This is a genomic window from Paenibacillus sp. BGI2013, from assembly GCF_002843485.1.
GTDB classification, from domain to species: Bacteria; Bacillota; Bacilli; order Paenibacillales; family Paenibacillaceae; genus Paenibacillus; species Paenibacillus amylolyticus.
Genome location: NZ_PJFA01000007.1, coordinates 243,986 through 260,373, shown reverse-complemented (window position 1 = coordinate 260,373; position 16,388 = coordinate 243,986). Strand labels below are relative to the sequence as shown.

12 protein-coding genes are annotated in these 16,388 nt (G+C 46.1%); 3 read left to right on the top strand and 9 right to left on the bottom strand.

The window, feature by feature from the left end; all coding sequences use genetic code 11:
• Positions 1–218: 218 nt before the first annotated feature.
• From CXK86_RS19165 to CXK86_RS19150, 4 genes are all read right to left on the bottom strand, one after another.
• A complete protein-coding gene (locus tag CXK86_RS19165; protein WP_101314278.1) occupies positions 219–1,724 on the bottom strand; it encodes an extracellular solute-binding protein in 1,506 nt (501 codons plus the stop codon).
• A gap of 18 nt (positions 1,725–1,742) precedes the next feature.
• The gene (locus tag CXK86_RS19160) at positions 1,743–2,630 is read right to left on the bottom strand and encodes a carbohydrate ABC transporter permease (RefSeq protein WP_017692544.1); all 888 of its coding nucleotides are present in this window, start codon (positions 2,628–2,630) and stop codon (positions 1,743–1,745) included.
• Positions 2,631–2,642: 12 nt separating this feature from the next.
• On the bottom strand, positions 2,643–3,557 hold the full coding sequence (locus CXK86_RS19155) for an ABC transporter permease (RefSeq protein ID WP_074097016.1): 915 nt from the start codon (positions 3,555–3,557) through the stop codon (positions 2,643–2,645).
• Positions 3,558–3,905: 348 nt separating this feature from the next.
• Positions 3,906–6,311 carry an AraC family transcriptional regulator gene (locus tag CXK86_RS19150; RefSeq protein WP_101314277.1) on the bottom strand — a complete coding sequence of 802 codons (2,406 nt, stop codon included), beginning with the start codon at positions 6,309–6,311 and terminating at the stop codon, positions 3,906–3,908.
• A 215-nt stretch (positions 6,312–6,526) separates the two neighbouring features.
• On the opposite strand from CXK86_RS19150, the gene CXK86_RS19145 reads away from it, so the two are divergent.
• The 3 genes from CXK86_RS19145 to CXK86_RS19135 all read left to right on the top strand — a co-directional run bounded on the left by CXK86_RS19145 (position 6,527) and on the right by CXK86_RS19135 (position 11,300).
• On the top strand, positions 6,527–7,882 hold the full coding sequence (locus tag CXK86_RS19145; protein ID WP_101314276.1) for a dipeptidase: 1,356 nt from the start codon (positions 6,527–6,529) through the stop codon (positions 7,880–7,882).
• Positions 7,883–8,922: 1,040 nt separating this feature from the next.
• On the top strand, positions 8,923–9,558 hold the full coding sequence (locus CXK86_RS19140; protein ID WP_257467908.1) for a TetR-like C-terminal domain-containing protein: 636 nt from the start codon (positions 8,923–8,925) through the stop codon (positions 9,556–9,558).
• 155 nt (positions 9,559–9,713) lie between these two features.
• Complete coding sequence (locus tag CXK86_RS19135; protein WP_101314275.1) at positions 9,714–11,300, top strand: oleate hydratase; 1,587 nt, start codon at positions 9,714–9,716, stop codon at positions 11,298–11,300.
• Between the two features lie 605 nt (positions 11,301–11,905).
• On the opposite strand, the gene CXK86_RS19130 is transcribed toward CXK86_RS19135, so the two are convergent.
• The 5 genes from CXK86_RS19130 to CXK86_RS19110 all read right to left on the bottom strand — a co-directional run bounded on the left by CXK86_RS19130 (position 11,906) and on the right by CXK86_RS19110 (position 16,366).
• Positions 11,906–12,277: a hypothetical protein gene (locus CXK86_RS19130; protein WP_101314274.1), complete on the bottom strand. Its 372-nt coding sequence runs from the start codon at positions 12,275–12,277 to the stop codon at positions 11,906–11,908.
• Between the two features lie 152 nt (positions 12,278–12,429).
• Positions 12,430–13,299 (bottom strand): hypothetical protein, encoded by an 870-nt coding sequence (locus CXK86_RS19125; RefSeq protein ID WP_101314273.1) that lies wholly within the window; start codon positions 13,297–13,299, stop codon positions 12,430–12,432.
• A gap of 257 nt (positions 13,300–13,556) precedes the next feature.
• Positions 13,557–14,768 (bottom strand): N-acetylglucosamine-6-phosphate deacetylase, encoded by a 1,212-nt coding sequence (nagA, locus tag CXK86_RS19120; protein WP_101314272.1) that lies wholly within the window; start codon positions 14,766–14,768, stop codon positions 13,557–13,559.
• Positions 14,765–15,493: a glucosamine-6-phosphate deaminase gene (nagB, locus tag CXK86_RS19115; RefSeq protein ID WP_076319846.1), complete on the bottom strand. Its 729-nt coding sequence runs from the start codon at positions 15,491–15,493 to the stop codon at positions 14,765–14,767. Before nagB ends, nagA begins: the two co-directional genes overlap by 4 nt.
• 9 nt (positions 15,494–15,502) lie before the next feature.
• Positions 15,503–16,366: a MurR/RpiR family transcriptional regulator gene (locus CXK86_RS19110; protein ID WP_101314271.1), complete on the bottom strand. Its 864-nt coding sequence runs from the start codon at positions 16,364–16,366 to the stop codon at positions 15,503–15,505.
• Positions 16,367–16,388 lie beyond the last annotated feature (22 nt).

Genomic DNA, 16,388 nt, shown 5'->3' with positions numbered 1-16,388 from the left:
TTCAAGAGTGTATGATATCCAGCTTTACCAATAACGTTCATTTCAGTTCAAATAGGTTTTTTTGATTTGATTATACATCAAAAACCATATTCAGGAAGTCATAATTTCCAGAAAGTTGGATGAAATTTGGTTCATGGATCAAGCCATCACAGCGATAAGAAAAGCCCGGCTATTTCCGTTACGCTGAAAGTACGGCTACCGGGCTTTGGCTTATACGACTACTTCAGTGCAGCGTACAGTTCATTAACTTCTTTGACATAATCGTCTCCGCCGTTATTCTTCCACAGGGCAACAGCATCTTCGAATCCTTTCTCATCAATCTGACCTACGATATATTTGATCCGCGCATCGTTAATGATATTGTCCAGCTGCGGTCCTTTCTGAGCGTAAACATCAGAGATCAGCGGTTCGCCAGGATTGGCAATGACAATCTCTTCGTTGGCTTTCTGCACCTGTGCAACCTTTTCACGGACAGGTGTCTGTTGGACACGAAGCGTTCTGTCTTCAGGCACAAACATCAAAATCTGATTTAAACCCTGCAGGTCACGCAGTGCCAGCTTGTCAGTGCTCGGTATGATGTAGTCTTCTTTTTGCTCGTATTGCTTGCCTTCCAGTCCGTTGTACAACAATGCCTGCAATTCCGGTTCATTCAGCTGATCCAGAAAGCTCAGTACCTTCTTCAGGTCTTCTTCCGTTTTGACACTGCTTTTGGAGATCGCAATCAGGCCGGAGTAGCCAGACGTTGGCATATCACGCAATCCCTTTGGACCTTCCATCGCTTGCAGCACATCCACACGTCCTGTCGCATTTGGGTCTTTATCGAGTATTTTCTGATCCATCCGCTGTGCATTATCTGCTACATCCACCATGACACCGGCTTGCCCATTCACAAATGGATCAGGCAGTTTCGTTGCATCCATCACGGCAAAGTCCTTGTTGACCAGACCCTCACTATAAATTTGCCGGAAAAATTTCAGGGCTTCCATGTATTCTGGTGTCTCATGCGCCGGGATCAGACCTCCACTGCCATCATCTCCCCACTTGTTGGGTGCACCAAACCATACCTGCATGTTATCCCACGGGCCCGTGAATTTGCTGGCAACCAGACCGTACGTATCATCCTTGCCGTTACCGTCTGGATCATCCTTCGTGAACGCTTTCAACACATTGTAAAATTCATCAATCGTCTTCGGCTCTTCCAGCCCCATATTCTCCAGCCAATCTTTGCGGATTGTAACCCCGTTACGTCCCAGGGCCCGTGCCCGGTAGATCCCATAGGTTTTGCCATCGATGGATGCATTGTTGGTGATGATTTCATTCAGTTGACTCAGATTCGGATAATCTTTCAGATAAGGACCAAGCTCCCAGAATGCTCCGGTTCGGGCCGCATTAATGAAACTTGGAGACTTCCCTAACACCACCATAATCTGAGGTAGCTTTCCCGAGGCCAGTGTGATGTTGAATTTGTCTTCATACGAGCTGCTTGGCACCCACTGCAGGTTCACATCCACCTTGGTCAGTTCTTCAAGCTTCTGGATGACAGGGCTGTTCTCCGGCGGATTCTCCGCTTCGAAGTTCGGAAGCATAATGGTAATTTCGTCGGTTCCACCGGCAGCGCTCCCTGAACCTGTTTTATCCGTGGAGCATGCTCCCAGAATTGTACTCAATACCAGTGACGCAGAGAGTAACAGTGCACCTTTTTTGAATCCCGTTTTTTGTCCCATACGTTCTCCCCCTTGGCTTTAGCCTTTGATTGAACCTAACATGACACCTTTGGCAAAATGCTTCTGCAAAAACGGATACACCAGCAAAATCGGAATGGTACCTACAACGATCACCGCCATTTTGATTGACTGCTCTGGTGGCTGTACAAAATTGGGGTCCATGTTCGCCATATCGCCGACACTGGCTTGCGAAAGTAACACGATCTGTCTCAGCATGACTTGTAACGGCCATTTGTCACTGTCGGAAATGTACAGGAGTGCCGAGAAAAAATTGTTCCAGTGGCCTACGGCGTAGAACAAAGCAAACGTGGCAATGACCGGTTTGGATAAAGGCAGAACGATTCGCCACAGCACCCCGAGATCTGAACAGCCGTCGATGCGGGCCGCTTCCTCCAGCCCGGGCGGCATTTGCTGAAAAAAGTTTTTGACAACTATTAAGTTAAAAGCGCTGATCGCGCCAGGAAGCATAAGGGCCCAGTAAGAATCGAGCAGTCCCAATCCACGAATGACGAGATACGTTGGAATCATGCCACCACCAAATAACATCGAGAAAATCACCATGTTCATCATGACGTTACGGCCCCAGAAGTCACTTCTGGATAGTGGATAGGCCATCGTTAGTGTGAAGAACAGATTGACCAGTGTACCTGCCACCGTGATGAAAATGGAAACACCAATGCTGCGAAAGATCGTGGACGAGGAGAAAATATACTCATACGCGCTGAAGGAAAACACCTTCGGAATGAGAAAAAAACTGCGTTCGGTGATCTCGGCTTCCGTTGCGAAAGAATTCCCTATAATATACAGGAACGGAAGGACGGTTAATATGCCCAGAATCCCCAGCATGACGTAATTGAAGATATCAAATACCTTGCCGGCAGGGCTGTTGTATAGACGGCTGTTCATGGGCGCTCCTCCTTAATAAATTCCGGGATGGCCGAATTTTTTCGCAAGTTTATTACTGCCAAGCACCAGAATAATCCCCACCACAGACTTGAATAGTCCCACAGCGGTACTGTAACTGAATGCACCTTGTGTAATCCCTACCGTGTACACATACGTATCAAATACGTCCGCCACATCCCGGTTGAGGGAGTTGGTCATCAGATAGATCTGCTCAAATCCGGTATCGAGGAAGTTCCCCAGTCTGAGAATGAGCAAAATGACTATAGTCGTACGAATGGCTGGAAGTGTGATATGCCACATCCGCCGTAATCGTCCAGCGCCATCCACAATGGAGGCTTCATATTGTTCCGTATCGACACCTGCGAGGGCTGCCAAGAAAATGATTGTGCCCCAACCCATCTCCTTCCACATCATCTGAACAATAATGAGCGGACGGAACGAACCCGGACTGGAGAGTACATCAATGGGCTTGCCTGTAATCCAGGCGATCAGGTCGTATAACACTCCGCCCTGCGGGGTCAGGAACACGTACGTGATACTGGCGATAATAACCATCGATACAAAATGGGGTACATAGACCAGCGTTTGAATCGTTCTTTTGAAGAAAGCGACCCGAATTTCATTTAATAACAAAGCGATAATGATTGGTGCCGGGAAAAAGAAGATGAGATCATACAGGGCAAGGACCAGCGTATTACGTAATAGTCGGAAGAAGTCTGGATTGGAGAAAAAGTTCGTAAAGTTCTCTAACCCCACCCAGTTACTCTCCCGGATGCCCAGGAAAGGCTGGTAGTCCTGAAAGGCAATGATGATCCCCCACATGGGCAAGTATTTAAAGATGACAAAGTACAAAAAGCCGGGAAGCACAAGCACATATAACCACTTGTTTCGTTTGATCTGCCTTTTCCAGTTAGACTCTCGTCTCATGGGCCTTGTGGCCCTATCCGCTTGGGTGGTTGCAGTGCCGTTGGTATTCCAGTCCGTCTTCCCGTTCATCATGTCTCCCCTTCCTCAATGATGTAAGCGTTATCAATCAACCTGATACTCAGACTATACAGCCGATCTTTTTCCGGCAACCTTCATTTTTTGCATCACTACGGCATGATGGCCGAAAAGCCCGCTATAACGCCATTTTCACAAGAAATTGCACATAACGTAGCGGGTAGAATTGCACATTTTTGCGGGTTTATCCTTCTTTGTATCACGGTAAAAAAAAGAAAAAACCGGCATCCGCTAAAGCCGAATGCCGGTCTGAAATGACAAAGATATAAACGGTTATTGTCCAAACCATTGATCGCGATACTGACTCGGGGTAACTCCCTCCTGTTTCTTGAAGATCCGATTAAAATAACTGTGCTGATATCCTACAGCCGCCGCAACATCATTAATTTTCATCGTTGTCTCCCGTAACAACTGCTTCGCCGCATCCATTCTCACACGTGTCAGATAATCAATAAAATTGATACCCGATACCTGTTTGAATGCCTTGCTCAGTGCATAAGGTGTCATCTGCTCCTCGTCAGCACAGTTTTCCAACGAAATGTCGCTGCGGTAATGTGTATCGATATACAACATCGTTCGTTCCACCACCAGTTTCAGCGGTTCCTGCGATCGTACCTCAACCTCTTGTATATAAGGTATGAGTACCTCATTCATCATCCATTGCTTCATCTGTACAGGTTCACGAATACCGGATAGTTGCTCATACATGTTGTAACCACCAAACAGCTTATAAGGTGTGACACCCGTTTGCAGCATCATGTGCTGAATACTGCCGAGCAATTGAAGCATCATTTGCTGAACTTGGAATTCGGTACTGCCCGTCCGCGTAATTTCACTCATGAATTGTTCCAGCACACGTTCCGCTTCGGTTTGTTTGCCCAGCCTGACCGCCTGTAACAACTCCCGTTCCAGCCCAAGCGGATAGGAAGCTGCTTCATTTTTGTGGAAACACGCCTCATCCTCCAAATCGAGAATCTGACTTCCTTCCTCCACACTGCGATAAGCCACGGCCTGTTCCATCTCGACGAATCGTCCGGGCAGTTCCTGAAGTGAAGCTGCTGGGCGACTGACCATCAAGGTCACCTTCATTTTGAGCGTACGTCCAATGACCTCCACCAGTTCCTGTCCCCATAACAGCGCTTGTGATTTCACAGGTTCGTCCTGGGGAGCAATCACAAGCATGGCGGAAGACAAGTCATGAAAGTTCATGACACTGATCTGCCTGAAATAATTTTTCGCAACTTCCTGTGTAATATTCACTGCTGCAAAGGTGACTAATCCCGTGTCCTGGCTTCCAAATCTGCCTTGCAGCTGCTCGTACCCCGTAAAATACATCTGCACCAGCAAAAACTGCTGGCCCTCCAGTTCAAAGCCGAGATTACGCATGCGCTGCTGGAGATCCTTCTCGTTATAAGCATATAGATGCCCCTGTACAAGTTGTAAGACAAAACTGTCGCGCAGATGGGGAAGCTGCTCCTGCAATTGGCGATGTGCCGTGACATTGCGGGAGGTCAGTTCGTTCCACTGTTGCTCCAGCAGCTTAAACTCGTCCAGCTTGGCATCCGTTGGTGTTGTTTCGTTTCTGCCAGGCGTAAGCAGATGCAGCATCCGTGCTACAGGCGAATAGATGCGGCGGGAAGCAAACCAAGATAACAATAATCCCAGGATGAGGCTGCCTGCACTCGCAATGACGATGATTTTGGATACCAGTTTGACTGGCGAAGTGACTGAGGTCAAAGGTGCTGCGGAGACATAAGTCCAGTCTGAATCGATCCGACTCAATGAACCGTATGAGACAGAATAGGTCTGATCCTCATATCGGAACAGGAATGAGCGGCTGCCCGCATGCAGGGCTACTTCTTCTTTTAGCTGCTGCTCAAAAGCAGAAGTCTCTCCCGCCGTTCCCGGATCCCCGGTAACCAGTGTGTTTCCTTCCTGATCCATGAGGAACGTCAAACCTTCGTCATAAGGAGTAAGCGTTTTCAATAAGCTAGCTACTTTCTCGTTATCCAGCGTGATGATCAGTGCACCAAACGGATTAATGCTCTCCCCCGGTATCTTATGTACTAGAACAAGTGCATTGCCTGCATCCGTATGCAGTGGACTATCGTTGGTCGAAGGTTCGGTATCTCTGTTGATGCTGGAAACCCAGTCTGTCCAGTACACGTGGTTACCCATGGAAAGGTATCGATCATATGCTTGTACTTTGGCTTCATCGTTCAATTCGGTATAATCCCGATTAAACAAGATTGGCTTCGGTTCCTGCAAATACAGCTGTGCTGACTTGATCAGTGGATGAGAACCTTGTAATACGTATAAGGTAGTCACAATCTCCTGCGTTTCATTAAAATAATATACAAAATCCAGTGTACGCAATGCATTGCCAAACCTCGGTTCAAAAGCCCAATGGGATAAGTTCATCTCCAGATAAGCCAGCTGGTCATCCACATTGCGTGCCCGGTTCTCTATCTGGTTCTGATGCATCTGATTGAACTCGGTTTCCATCCGGCCAACAACCTGTTGATACATGACGATACCTGTGATTAGTCCGGGAATGCTGGCAATGAGTAAAATAAGCATCAGGCTGTTACGATAAAATCGTCCTTTATGCCTTCCAGCCTTCAAATCGGATAACCGCTTGAATCTGCCAAATATTCGATCGCTCCTAGTCGGTTCCATCGCTGCTCACCTGCCTGCTTGCATCGGGTCTGACTGTCATGGAAACTTCCTCAACTCCCCTGAGAATATATGGATGAAATCCTTTTCTTGTATTATACGCACAATCTTCAGGTGAATGAAACGATCTGTAACCGATCATTTTTTTAACCAATGTTTTATTAACATGACAAAATGGATTACAATGAGATATAGCAAACATGAAGGAGGCCTTTTTAATGAAAGAACAGACTTATTTTGAACAAAATAGAGAAAAACACCTGGCAGAACTGAATGAATGGTTGTCCATTCCAAGTATCTCTGCCATTTCAGAGCATAAAGAGGATATTAATCGTGCAGCACAATGGGCAGCAGATGCGCTCACACGTGCAGGTATGGAAAACGTAGAGGTCATTCAAACGGCTGGACATCCGATTGTCTATGCAGATCACCTGCATGCACCCGGCAAACCGACGGCTCTGATCTATGGACACTATGATGTACAACCTGTTGATCCGCTTAACCTGTGGGAGACACCTCCTTTTGAACCTACCGTTCGTGATGGCAAGCTGTATGCCCGTGGTGCAACGGATGACAAAGGACAGATTTTCCTACATATCAAGGCAGTTGAAGCCATTCTCGCCGAAAACAAAGAACTGCCAGTTAATATCAAGTTCTGTATCGAAGGCGAAGAGGAAATCTCCAGCCCGAACTTGCCCATCTATCTGAATGAACATACAGACAAGCTGCGTGCAGACATGGTACTGATCTCGGATACGTCCCTGCTTGAAAAAGGTAAACCGGCTATCTCCACTGGCCTGCGAGGCCTTTGCTCGCTTCACGTGGATCTGAACACAGCCAATACCGACTTGCACTCCGGTTCATTTGGTGGTGGTGTACCTAACGCACTGCACGCACTCGTATCCCTGCTCGCTTCGTTGCATGATGAGCAAGGCCGTGTAAGTGTAGATGGTTTCTACGACGGCGTACTGCCACTGTCTCCTGAGATGAGAGAAGAATTTGTGAAACAAGGCTTCAATGAAGAACAGCTTCGTCAAGACCTTGGGCTGGAGCAATTGTACGGCGAAGAAGGTTACTCGTTCGTGGAACGTGTAGGCGCTCGTCCAACATTGGAACTCAACGGCGTATGGGGTGGTTTCCAGGGCGAAGGCAGCAAAACGGTTATTCCGAAGGAAGCTCATGCCAAAATTACATGCCGCCTCGTTGCGGATCAAGATCCACAACATGTATTGGATCGTATCGAAGCACATCTGCGCGCTAACGTTCAACCGGGTGCAACATTGCATGTGAAACAGATCGAGAAAGCTTTTGCTTTCAATACCGATCCTTCCAATCCAATTCTGCAAAAAGCAGCAGATGCGTATGAGCACGTGTATGGCGTTCGTGCCCTCTTTACCAAAGATGGCGGCTCCATTCCGATTGTTGAGAAACTCTCACGTGTACTCGAAATCCCTGCTGTTATGATGGGCTTTGGCTTGCCGGATGAGAACCTGCATGCACCAAACGAGCACTTCAACCTGGAGAACTTTGATAAAGGGTTGTTGACGATTGTTCAGTTTTTGAAGAGTTTGTAATAGTTAGGGCTCATCGTGTTAAAACCAGTTCATGAGGGCGTGCTGAGTGGACGTTCCGGGGCCGAATCGTTCTTTAGATCGCTGTTATCGTCGGATTTTTTTGGATTCCCCTTCTCAAAGGGTAAAATCCGACGATAAAGGCGAACGCTCCGCTTCTTCAGAATCGATTTCGTCCCCTCCACTACGTTGCAGCTTCTCGCATGACTGATTTTAAGATTGAGCTAACTATTGATTGGTTAGTGTAATTAGGAGAACAAAAGGACGGCCTTCGGGTCGTTTTTTTGATTTATTTTGTTTTTTTGTTTTTTTGATTTTGTTTCTTGGTTCTTTGGTTCTTGGTTCTTTGGTTCTTTGGTTCTTGTTTCTTGTTTCTTGTTTCTTTGGTGAAATTGTAGTTTTTTTTATGGCTGCTTTTTATTATGGAGACGATGAAGACTTACTTTTAAATGGGTTAGTGTATTAGAGCTAACAACATGGTGACCTTATAGGCCGTTTCTTTGGATTTTGTCGCGATCGTTACGTTGTAGCCTTATCGCGGCTGCTTCGAAGGATTGGGTCTCACTTTGATGGGTTAGTGTGATAGATTACCTTAACGATGGGCTACTGAACACTTTTTCGATTTTTTTCTCGATCATTTCGTTATCGTTGTTCCTATGACTGATTTTATAGACGTAGTCTCAGTTTTAATGGTTTAGTGTATGGGAGATAACATACGCGACGGCTTATCGGCCGTTTTTTTAGATTGATCGGTATCCTTCACTAGGTTTCAGCTTTTACCCTGACTGGGCTACTTTATTGTGACTGGTTTTAGACGACGGCTAACTTTTAAGGGTTTTGATAGAGATAACTCAAGCGTTGGCCTTTGGAGTTTTGTTTGAATCGATTGATATTCAGTACTTAGAATGAACCTTATGGAGTATGATGTGGATCGGGTAACGAAGATGTTGATAGCTAAAGGGGTTTTGTGGATGGGAGGGTCTTTCGGGATTCCTGCATTTTGACTTGTTTGTGCTTAGCGACTTCGGCGCGGGGCTTTTGCCATGAGTGTTTACGTGCTGTTGCGCCCCGGCAAGCTAATCCAAAATGATGAGGTGAATGTTGTGTCTGCTTCTCACCTGACCAAAAATGCGCTGGCTCACTCGCTCAAATCACTGATGGAGCATACTCCATTGAACAAGATTACGGTCAAACATCTGGTGGAGAATTGCGGAGTGAACAGGCAAACCTTTTATTATCATTTTCAGGATATTTACGCGCTGCTTGGGTGGATCTATCAGACTGAAGCGGTGGAGAGTCTTACGGAGTACCGAAGCTACAGCACATGGACGGACGGATTCTATAAAATCTTTTGTTACATCGAGAACAACAAAACGTTCTGCTGCAACACACTCAACTCGCTCGGGCGTACCCACCTGGATGTATACCTCTATGAAGTAACCCATGATCTGATCATGGGTGTTATTGATGAGCTGGCCTGCGGGATTAAGGTCTGCGGTGAAGACAAAGAGTTCGTTGCCAACTTCTATACCCTGGCTTTCACTGGGCTGATCATTCAATGGATGAGGGGCAACATGCAAGAACCGCCAAAACAGATTATTGAGAAGCTCAGTAAGCTAATCGAAGGCAATGTCCTGAGAGCACTGCACAGGTATGAGAATAAGCTGCCATCCACTTAAGGATGCGCGGCTTTTTTCACATGTGATCTAAGCCTGATTTTTAGACACTTTTCCAAAAGTGACTAAAAATTGGACACCACCGTTCTTTTGATCATACCTTACGGAACCTGCAAGGTTTACATTAGGGATGTGATTACAGTAACTTTTGGAGGCGAATGATCGTGAAGAAAGAACATGGTAATAAACAGGTCTATTTTGTAGGCGGCGGCATTGCATCTTTGGCGGGTGCAGCTTATCTGGTTAGAGATTGTGACTTTCCCGGAGAACATATTCACATTATCGAAGAAATGCCGATTCTCGGCGGCAGCAATGACGGTGCTGGTAATCCCGATCAAGGATATATCATCCGCGGCGGACGGATGCTCAATGACGAGGCCTATGAGAATCTGTGGGAGTTGCTGGCTTCCATCCCTTCCATCGACCGTCCGGGCATATCTGTCCGACAGGAAATCACTGAATTTGACGATGCCAATCCCACACATTCCAATGCGCGGCTCATCAACCGTGACGGCAAGATCGAAGATGTGCTCTCCATGGGTTTTGATATGGCGGACCGTTTGTCGATGGGCAAACTGATTATTACTCCTGAAGACACACTGGGTAAATTGCGAATCAACGACTGGTTTGGCCCTCATTTTTTCAAAACAAACTTCTGGTATATGTGGGCGACCACCTTCGCTTTCCAGCCTTGGCATAGCGCCGTGGAATTCAAAAGATACATGCTTCGCTTTTTTCACGAATTCCCAAGAATTCAAACGCTGGAAGGTGTCACCCGCACACCGTTCAACCAATATGACTCGATTATCCTGCCATTGCATAACTACCTGGAGCCGTTTGGCGTAGATTTCACGCTGAAATGTACGGTTACCGATCTGGATTTCAAAGACGGAGACGGCATTACGGTAAGTCGGATGCATGTGCTCAGGGGAGGTGAAGAGGAAGTCATTGACATCCTCGAAGGTGATCTGGTCATTGTCACAAATGGTTCGATGACCGAAGGGGCTGATATCGGCTCCATGACTTCCGCACCGAAACTGAACGGCAAGGGCAGCTCATGGAAGCTGTGGGAGAACATTGCCGCCAAGAAACCACTGCTGGGCAACCCTTCTTCTTTTAATGATCATGTGGATGAGTCCAAATGGGAATCGTTTACGGTCACCTTCCAGGATTCGGTCTTCTTCGATCTGATGGAGAAATTAACACGTAACCGGGCAGGTACTGGTGCTCTGATTACTTTCAAGGACTCCAGCTGGTTCATGTCTGTCGTTCTAGCCTTTCAACCGCACTTCCGCGGTCAGCCAGAGCATGTCAACGTATTCTGGGGATACGGATTATACCCGGATAACGTGGGCGATTACGTGAAGAAAAGAATGTGCGACTGTACAGGGGAAGAGATTATGCAGGAGTTGATCGGCCATCTTCATTTTCAGGAACATCAAGAGGACATCATGGCTACCGCCAACTGCATTCCTTGCATGATGCCATACATTACAGCGCAATTCATGCCTAGACTAAACAGCGACAGACCGAAGGTTGTACCTGAAGGCTCCACCAATCTGGCCTTTATCAGCCAATTCTGCGAAATTCCCGATGACGTGGTATTCACAGAAGAATATTCGGTCCGGGCAGCACGGATCGCCGTCTACACTCTTCTCGGAGAGAACCGGCCAATTGAGCCGATCAATAAGTATCAGTATGATGTTCGGACGCTGTTCAGTAGTTTTGTGACTTCGTTTAGATGACCACTTCAAAGAGGATTCAGACATTAGATGAATGAAAAATGTTGGATGGATCTGTGGATGGGGATAGATCTTTGGAGATATCTATAGAATTCGGTGAGTAACTTTGTGATCTTTAGGAAGCTTTGTTATCTTAATTCTATGGATTGTGCCAAGTTAGTAAGATATGAGTTACTACATGAGTTAGCTTCAGAAGCTTGCATCCCCGTTGAACGAGATAATGAGTGAATATGGTTGTTGCTGAACTGATTAGTCGTTGTATAAAGAAAATAGAGAGAGTTCCGTCAGCTATGACAGGACTCTCTCTTTCGTTTACTCGTGTACTATCTAAGTCCAACCCATAGCTTTCATCGAGATTGCCAACTGTCGTCTAAAGAACCTCACAAACCTTATTACTTGAAATTTCGCAGGTTTGAAAATCTAACGAATCGTAGACATCTTATTTGCGCTTTAGACATGTTTAAGTAACGAAATATCGTTAAATTGCATTAAATAGCGTGTCTGAGATTCGTTACATTTTCTATGACTGCCAAATCATTGGAATAAGGCTTCACAGATTCGTTAGCACTACTCACGCTGCTTATTACAGCCTACATATCACACTTCGCTTAAGTGCGGAATGTTGTGAACTTCAGCATGTGCACTAGCTTGGATAAATGTGCGATCTCCTGCTGGACTCCAGAGGTGTCCGTACCTGCCATTGCCTGATTTGCTCGCAGCGTTCTACGTGTATTCAGCATACCCTCGATCAGTTTCATGACTGTGTTGCGTCCACGATGATCGACAATCATATACTTTTTGCGTGAATCCAGCTCTACCCATACGATGTTGCTGAATGATGTGAACAGATGCCTGCGGTACAGCTCCATATCGGTCTCATTGTAATGCTCGCCATAAAAGGCATAATATCCGTGTATGTGCAACTTCTCCGCCAACACTGTGATGAACGGATCATGTTCGAGCATAGCGTTACGTTCCATGTTTCACGCCTCCGTTATGCGTGATCCGCAGATCCCGTCTTTTTGAGATCTATTTTAACATATTGTGCAGGGTGTTGCCTGTGGGACAGTAATTGTTGGAACTCAGCTTACTACTGAATATCCTCAAAAGATCCTAAACTCGAAGTTTACCATTATTGACCGCGATTATAATTATCTAAAAAAATTGTTAAATATAAATCTTCTACTCTAAAAGCTATATGCTTGTTTACAAGTAAATGTAATTCATTATTTCTTCGAACTACTTCACCAACACAACTTAAATTTAATTTTATATTCAAATCAACTATCTTCTCCAGATCTTTGAATCTTTCGATAAAATTAGCAGGAGCCGATGAAAAGAAAAACTCTTCAAAATAAATATTACAAGATTTACTACCACTACTTATTGCGATAACCACCCTGTCTGTATTAATATCAATAGACTCAATTAATCCATCAGGAATTGCCCTTGTAAACCCGATATCATCATCGTTAAGGAGTAACAAAGTTCTTCTCCTAACAGATGGCGACTTGCCCTTAACTTCGCCTTCCTGCATATCTGCTCCTAATCCTGTAGTTGGCACAATGTTAACTCCATTGGTTGAAGGTTGTGATGGATCAACAGTTTTATTTTTTTTATTTTTCTTTGTTTTTCTACTTTGCCCATTGAAATCATCTTCTTGGCTTTTCCGTTTACGCTTCATATCATTAAGCACATCGGCAATATGCTTATCTGAAAGCGCCATGGTTGTGGTAGCTGAGTTCTTTTGCCCTCTAGCTTTCTTCTCTCGTTCAAAATAATCAATACAATCTGGAGTATGGTCCTGCTTGGGCCATGTCTTAAAATGAGCTTTGCGTTTTCCCTGAGGCACATATTCTAACTGGGCTTCACAGTTCTCATATGTACAAAAAATACTACTTCTTACTCTATTAAATTCTTTGTGTTTTTCAATCGAATCGACAAATATTAGTTCCTCTGTATCTGCATATGCATCTCTAAAAACCGCCTCGAATATTGACATCAGTTCCCCTCACGATCTAAATATAGTATAAAATACAATAAGAATATACTATATGTAGATTTTTAATTCAACTTATTTATCCTATCAGGATTTTTATTTCAGGAATAGAAAAGATGAATTCAGAAAATTCATCTAGAGTTGGAACAAAAGTTAAAAAAAAAAGAGACTTCCTGTCTCTTTTTTAAATGTTATTAATATTATTTGTACTTAACTTTTTATTGCTAAACCACTAGAACAAAATAATATCACAATAAATGTTATATTATTGACCTTCCCTTCACCCACACACCCTCAATATCCAGCTCCGCATTCAGCAAAACGATATCTGCCTGCTTGCCTTGAGCCAGGGAACCTGTCCGATGATCAATGCCCAGCAGGCGTGCCGGGGTCAGACTTGCTGCACGTGATGCAGCGTTCAGACTCAAGCCCACTTCCTGTATCAGGTAACGGAAACCGCGAATCATTGTCAACGTACTTCCCGCCAGTGCGCCGCCGTCCTTCAGTCTGGCCTCGCCATGCTTCACAATTACGGGCAGGTCGCCGATTTTGTACTCCCCATCATCCAATCCCGTAGCAGACATGGCATCTGTAATCAACACGAGTTGATCATCATGTTGCTTCAGCTGAGCGAGGATCGAGATCGCCGCAGGGTGTACGTGAATACCATCGGCAATCACCTCAGCACTGATGCGCGGATCACTCAGCACGGCTCCGGCAGCCCCGGGTAGCCGATGATGCAACGGTGTCATGGCATTGAATGTATGTACCGCATGATGCAGTCCGGCTTCCACTGCCCGCTCCACCTCTTCATAGGTCGCATCTGTATGGCCGAGTGCCGCTGTAATCCGTTGTTCTCGCAGCCATGAAATGACTTCCAACGCGCCTTCACGTTCCGGTGCCAACGTAACTTGACGGATCAGGCCAGGATATTGCTTCTCCCATGCTTCGAGCCAAGATACATCAGGCAGAATGATGTGTTCCGGATTTTGCGCTCCAGGCCATTTCGGACTAAAAAACGGACCTTCCAGGTGCACACCCTCAAGCTGTGCATAGGGCATTTCACTCGAACGATAGCGGTCCACTTCAGCAAGTACGTTATCCAGTCGCTCTTTCGGAGCCGTCATGGAAGTTGCAAGCATCGCTGTTGTTCCCTGCGTACTATGAAAAGAAGAGATCTTGTCCAGCACCTCCGGGCTTGCGTCCATAAAGTCTTCTCCGTTCCCACCATGCACATGGATATCAATGAATCCAGGCACAATGAGACCACATTCCGGTACTGACAGCGGAAAAGCCTCGCTTCGAATCCGTTCAGGAAGACCTTCCGGTATCCCGGCATAAAGGATTTCCCCATCCCTCCAGGCTATTACACCGTCTTCCAGTATTTCATCTGCAAGGAGCAGCTTGCCCCGAAGAAGAGAAATATTTTCATCACGCTGGCCCCAGCTAACATGGCTATTCTCCTCGGTCATCTCACCAGCCTCCCTGCCGCACGGTCCAGCAACACCACCACATTTGGATGACATTGCAAAAGCGATGCAGGACAGGCCGTTGTGATTGGGCCCATAAAAGCTTCGCGAATAATCTCGGCTTTTTCCTCGCCACGGGCAATGAGCAGAATCTGTTTGGCTTTCAAAATGGTACCGACACCCATTGTAATCGCCTGAGCCGGAACTTCATCAATGCTGTCAAAGAAGCGTGCGTTTGCCTTTCTCGTCTCTTCTTTCAAATCCACGACATGTGTTCGTCCTGTAAGTTCAGTTCCCGGTTCATTGAAGCCAATATGACCATTATGTCCAATACCCAACAGTTGAAGGTCTACCGGTCCACGATCGTCCAGCCGTTGTTCATAGGAATTACATTCCTGTTCCAGATCTGCAGCCTGACCATCAGGCACTTGCGTTCTAGCAATATCTACATCGATATGATTGAATAATTGTTCGTTCATGAAACTACGGTAACTTTCACGATGTTCTGTTGGAAGTCCAACATACTCATCGAGATTAAAAGAAGAAGCCTGTGAAAAGCTGACAAGCCCCTTCTGATATAACGTGATAAGCTGTTTATATATGCCTACAGGAGAACTTCCTGTAGCAAGCCCCAATACAGCCCGTGGTTTGGTCTGCAACAAGCTGGCAATGAGGCCAGCACCTGTGGCGTTCAAATCTTCTTCATTTTCAAAAATGCGTATATTCATCTTCATCTGTCAGGCACCTCCGTTGTGTTGGACTCGATAAGATTGCACATTGTGATAGGATTGTTCCAGTCTGGGGATAAAACGGTCGAAGTCGGCACTTACCATGCCTGTGAACAAAATATCGACCACATGCAGGAGTGCAATACGGGAAGCCATATCTCCACGCCTCATGCCTTCTTCCAGAGAAGAGGTGAACAATGGGATATCCGCTACCGTTGCGAGTGTGTTACTTCCGTAGGAAGTCAGTGAAATCGTAGAAGCTCCGGCCTGTTTGGCACAATGCAGGGCATCGATGGTTTCTGGTGTTTCGCCCGAATAGGATACGGCCATCGCCACATCTCCCTCGGCGAGCGAAGATGCGGATGTAATCTGCATGTGTGAGTCGGAGAAAGCCGTACAGCTCTTGCCGATCCGCACAAGTTTCTGATAGAAATCCTGTGTAACAATCGAAGAGGTGGCCACACCGTACAGGTCGATGCGGCGAGCCTGGCACAATAATTGAACGGCTTGCTCCAATCTGCCCAAATCCAGCAAACGGGTGGTATCTGCAATAGACGCGAGGTGGTTGGCTTCGATAGCTTCAACAATTTTGGATAGGGAATTGCCCGCTACAATATCCTGATACGCCGTTTCATCAGATGCGTGGGACAATTCTGCGGCGAGTTTCATTTTGAAATCGGGAAAACCTTTGAAATGAAACGACTTGCAAAAGCGGGTTACCGTCGCCGCACTTGTGCCACTCTGCTCTGCCAGATGACTAATCGTCCAACCTGGAATGTCCGATGGAGATTGCATAATGACTTCGGCAATACGTCGCTCCTGAGACGGAAGGTTATTCAGTTCTTGCTGCAACGCACGTAATATGGCTGCCATGAGGACCTCACTTTATGAAAAT

What these genes read in the sequence shown, in the direction of transcription:
- CXK86_RS19165 (WP_101314278.1), bottom strand. Translation starts at nt 1,724, where the DNA reads ATGGGACAAAAAACGGGATTCAAAAAAGGTGCACTGTTACTCTCTGCG.
- CXK86_RS19160 (WP_017692544.1), bottom strand. Translation starts at nt 2,630, where the DNA reads ATGAACAGCCGTCTATACAACAGCCCTGCCGGCAAGGTATTTGATATC.
- CXK86_RS19155 (WP_074097016.1), bottom strand. Translation starts at nt 3,557, where the DNA reads ATGAGACGAGAGTCTAACTGGAAAAGGCAGATCAAACGAAACAAGTGG.
- CXK86_RS19150 (WP_101314277.1), bottom strand. Translation starts at nt 6,311, where the DNA reads ATGGAACCGACTAGGAGCGATCGAATATTTGGCAGATTCAAGCGGTTA.
- CXK86_RS19145 (WP_101314276.1), top strand. Translation starts at nt 6,527, where the DNA reads ATGAAAGAACAGACTTATTTTGAACAAAATAGAGAAAAACACCTGGCA.
- CXK86_RS19140 (WP_257467908.1), top strand. Translation starts at nt 8,923, where the DNA reads ATGAGTGTTTACGTGCTGTTGCGCCCCGGCAAGCTAATCCAAAATGAT.
- CXK86_RS19135 (WP_101314275.1), top strand. Translation starts at nt 9,714, where the DNA reads ATGATCGTGAAGAAAGAACATGGTAATAAACAGGTCTATTTTGTAGGC.
- CXK86_RS19130 (WP_101314274.1), bottom strand. Translation starts at nt 12,277, where the DNA reads ATGGAACGTAACGCTATGCTCGAACATGATCCGTTCATCACAGTGTTG.
- CXK86_RS19125 (WP_101314273.1), bottom strand. Translation starts at nt 13,299, where the DNA reads ATGTCAATATTCGAGGCGGTTTTTAGAGATGCATATGCAGATACAGAG.
- nagA (WP_101314272.1), bottom strand. Translation starts at nt 14,768, where the DNA reads ATGACCGAGGAGAATAGCCATGTTAGCTGGGGCCAGCGTGATGAAAAT.
- nagB (WP_076319846.1), bottom strand. Translation starts at nt 15,493, where the DNA reads ATGAATATACGCATTTTTGAAAATGAAGAAGATTTGAACGCCACAGGT.
- CXK86_RS19110 (WP_101314271.1), bottom strand. Translation starts at nt 16,366, where the DNA reads ATGGCAGCCATATTACGTGCGTTGCAGCAAGAACTGAATAACCTTCCG.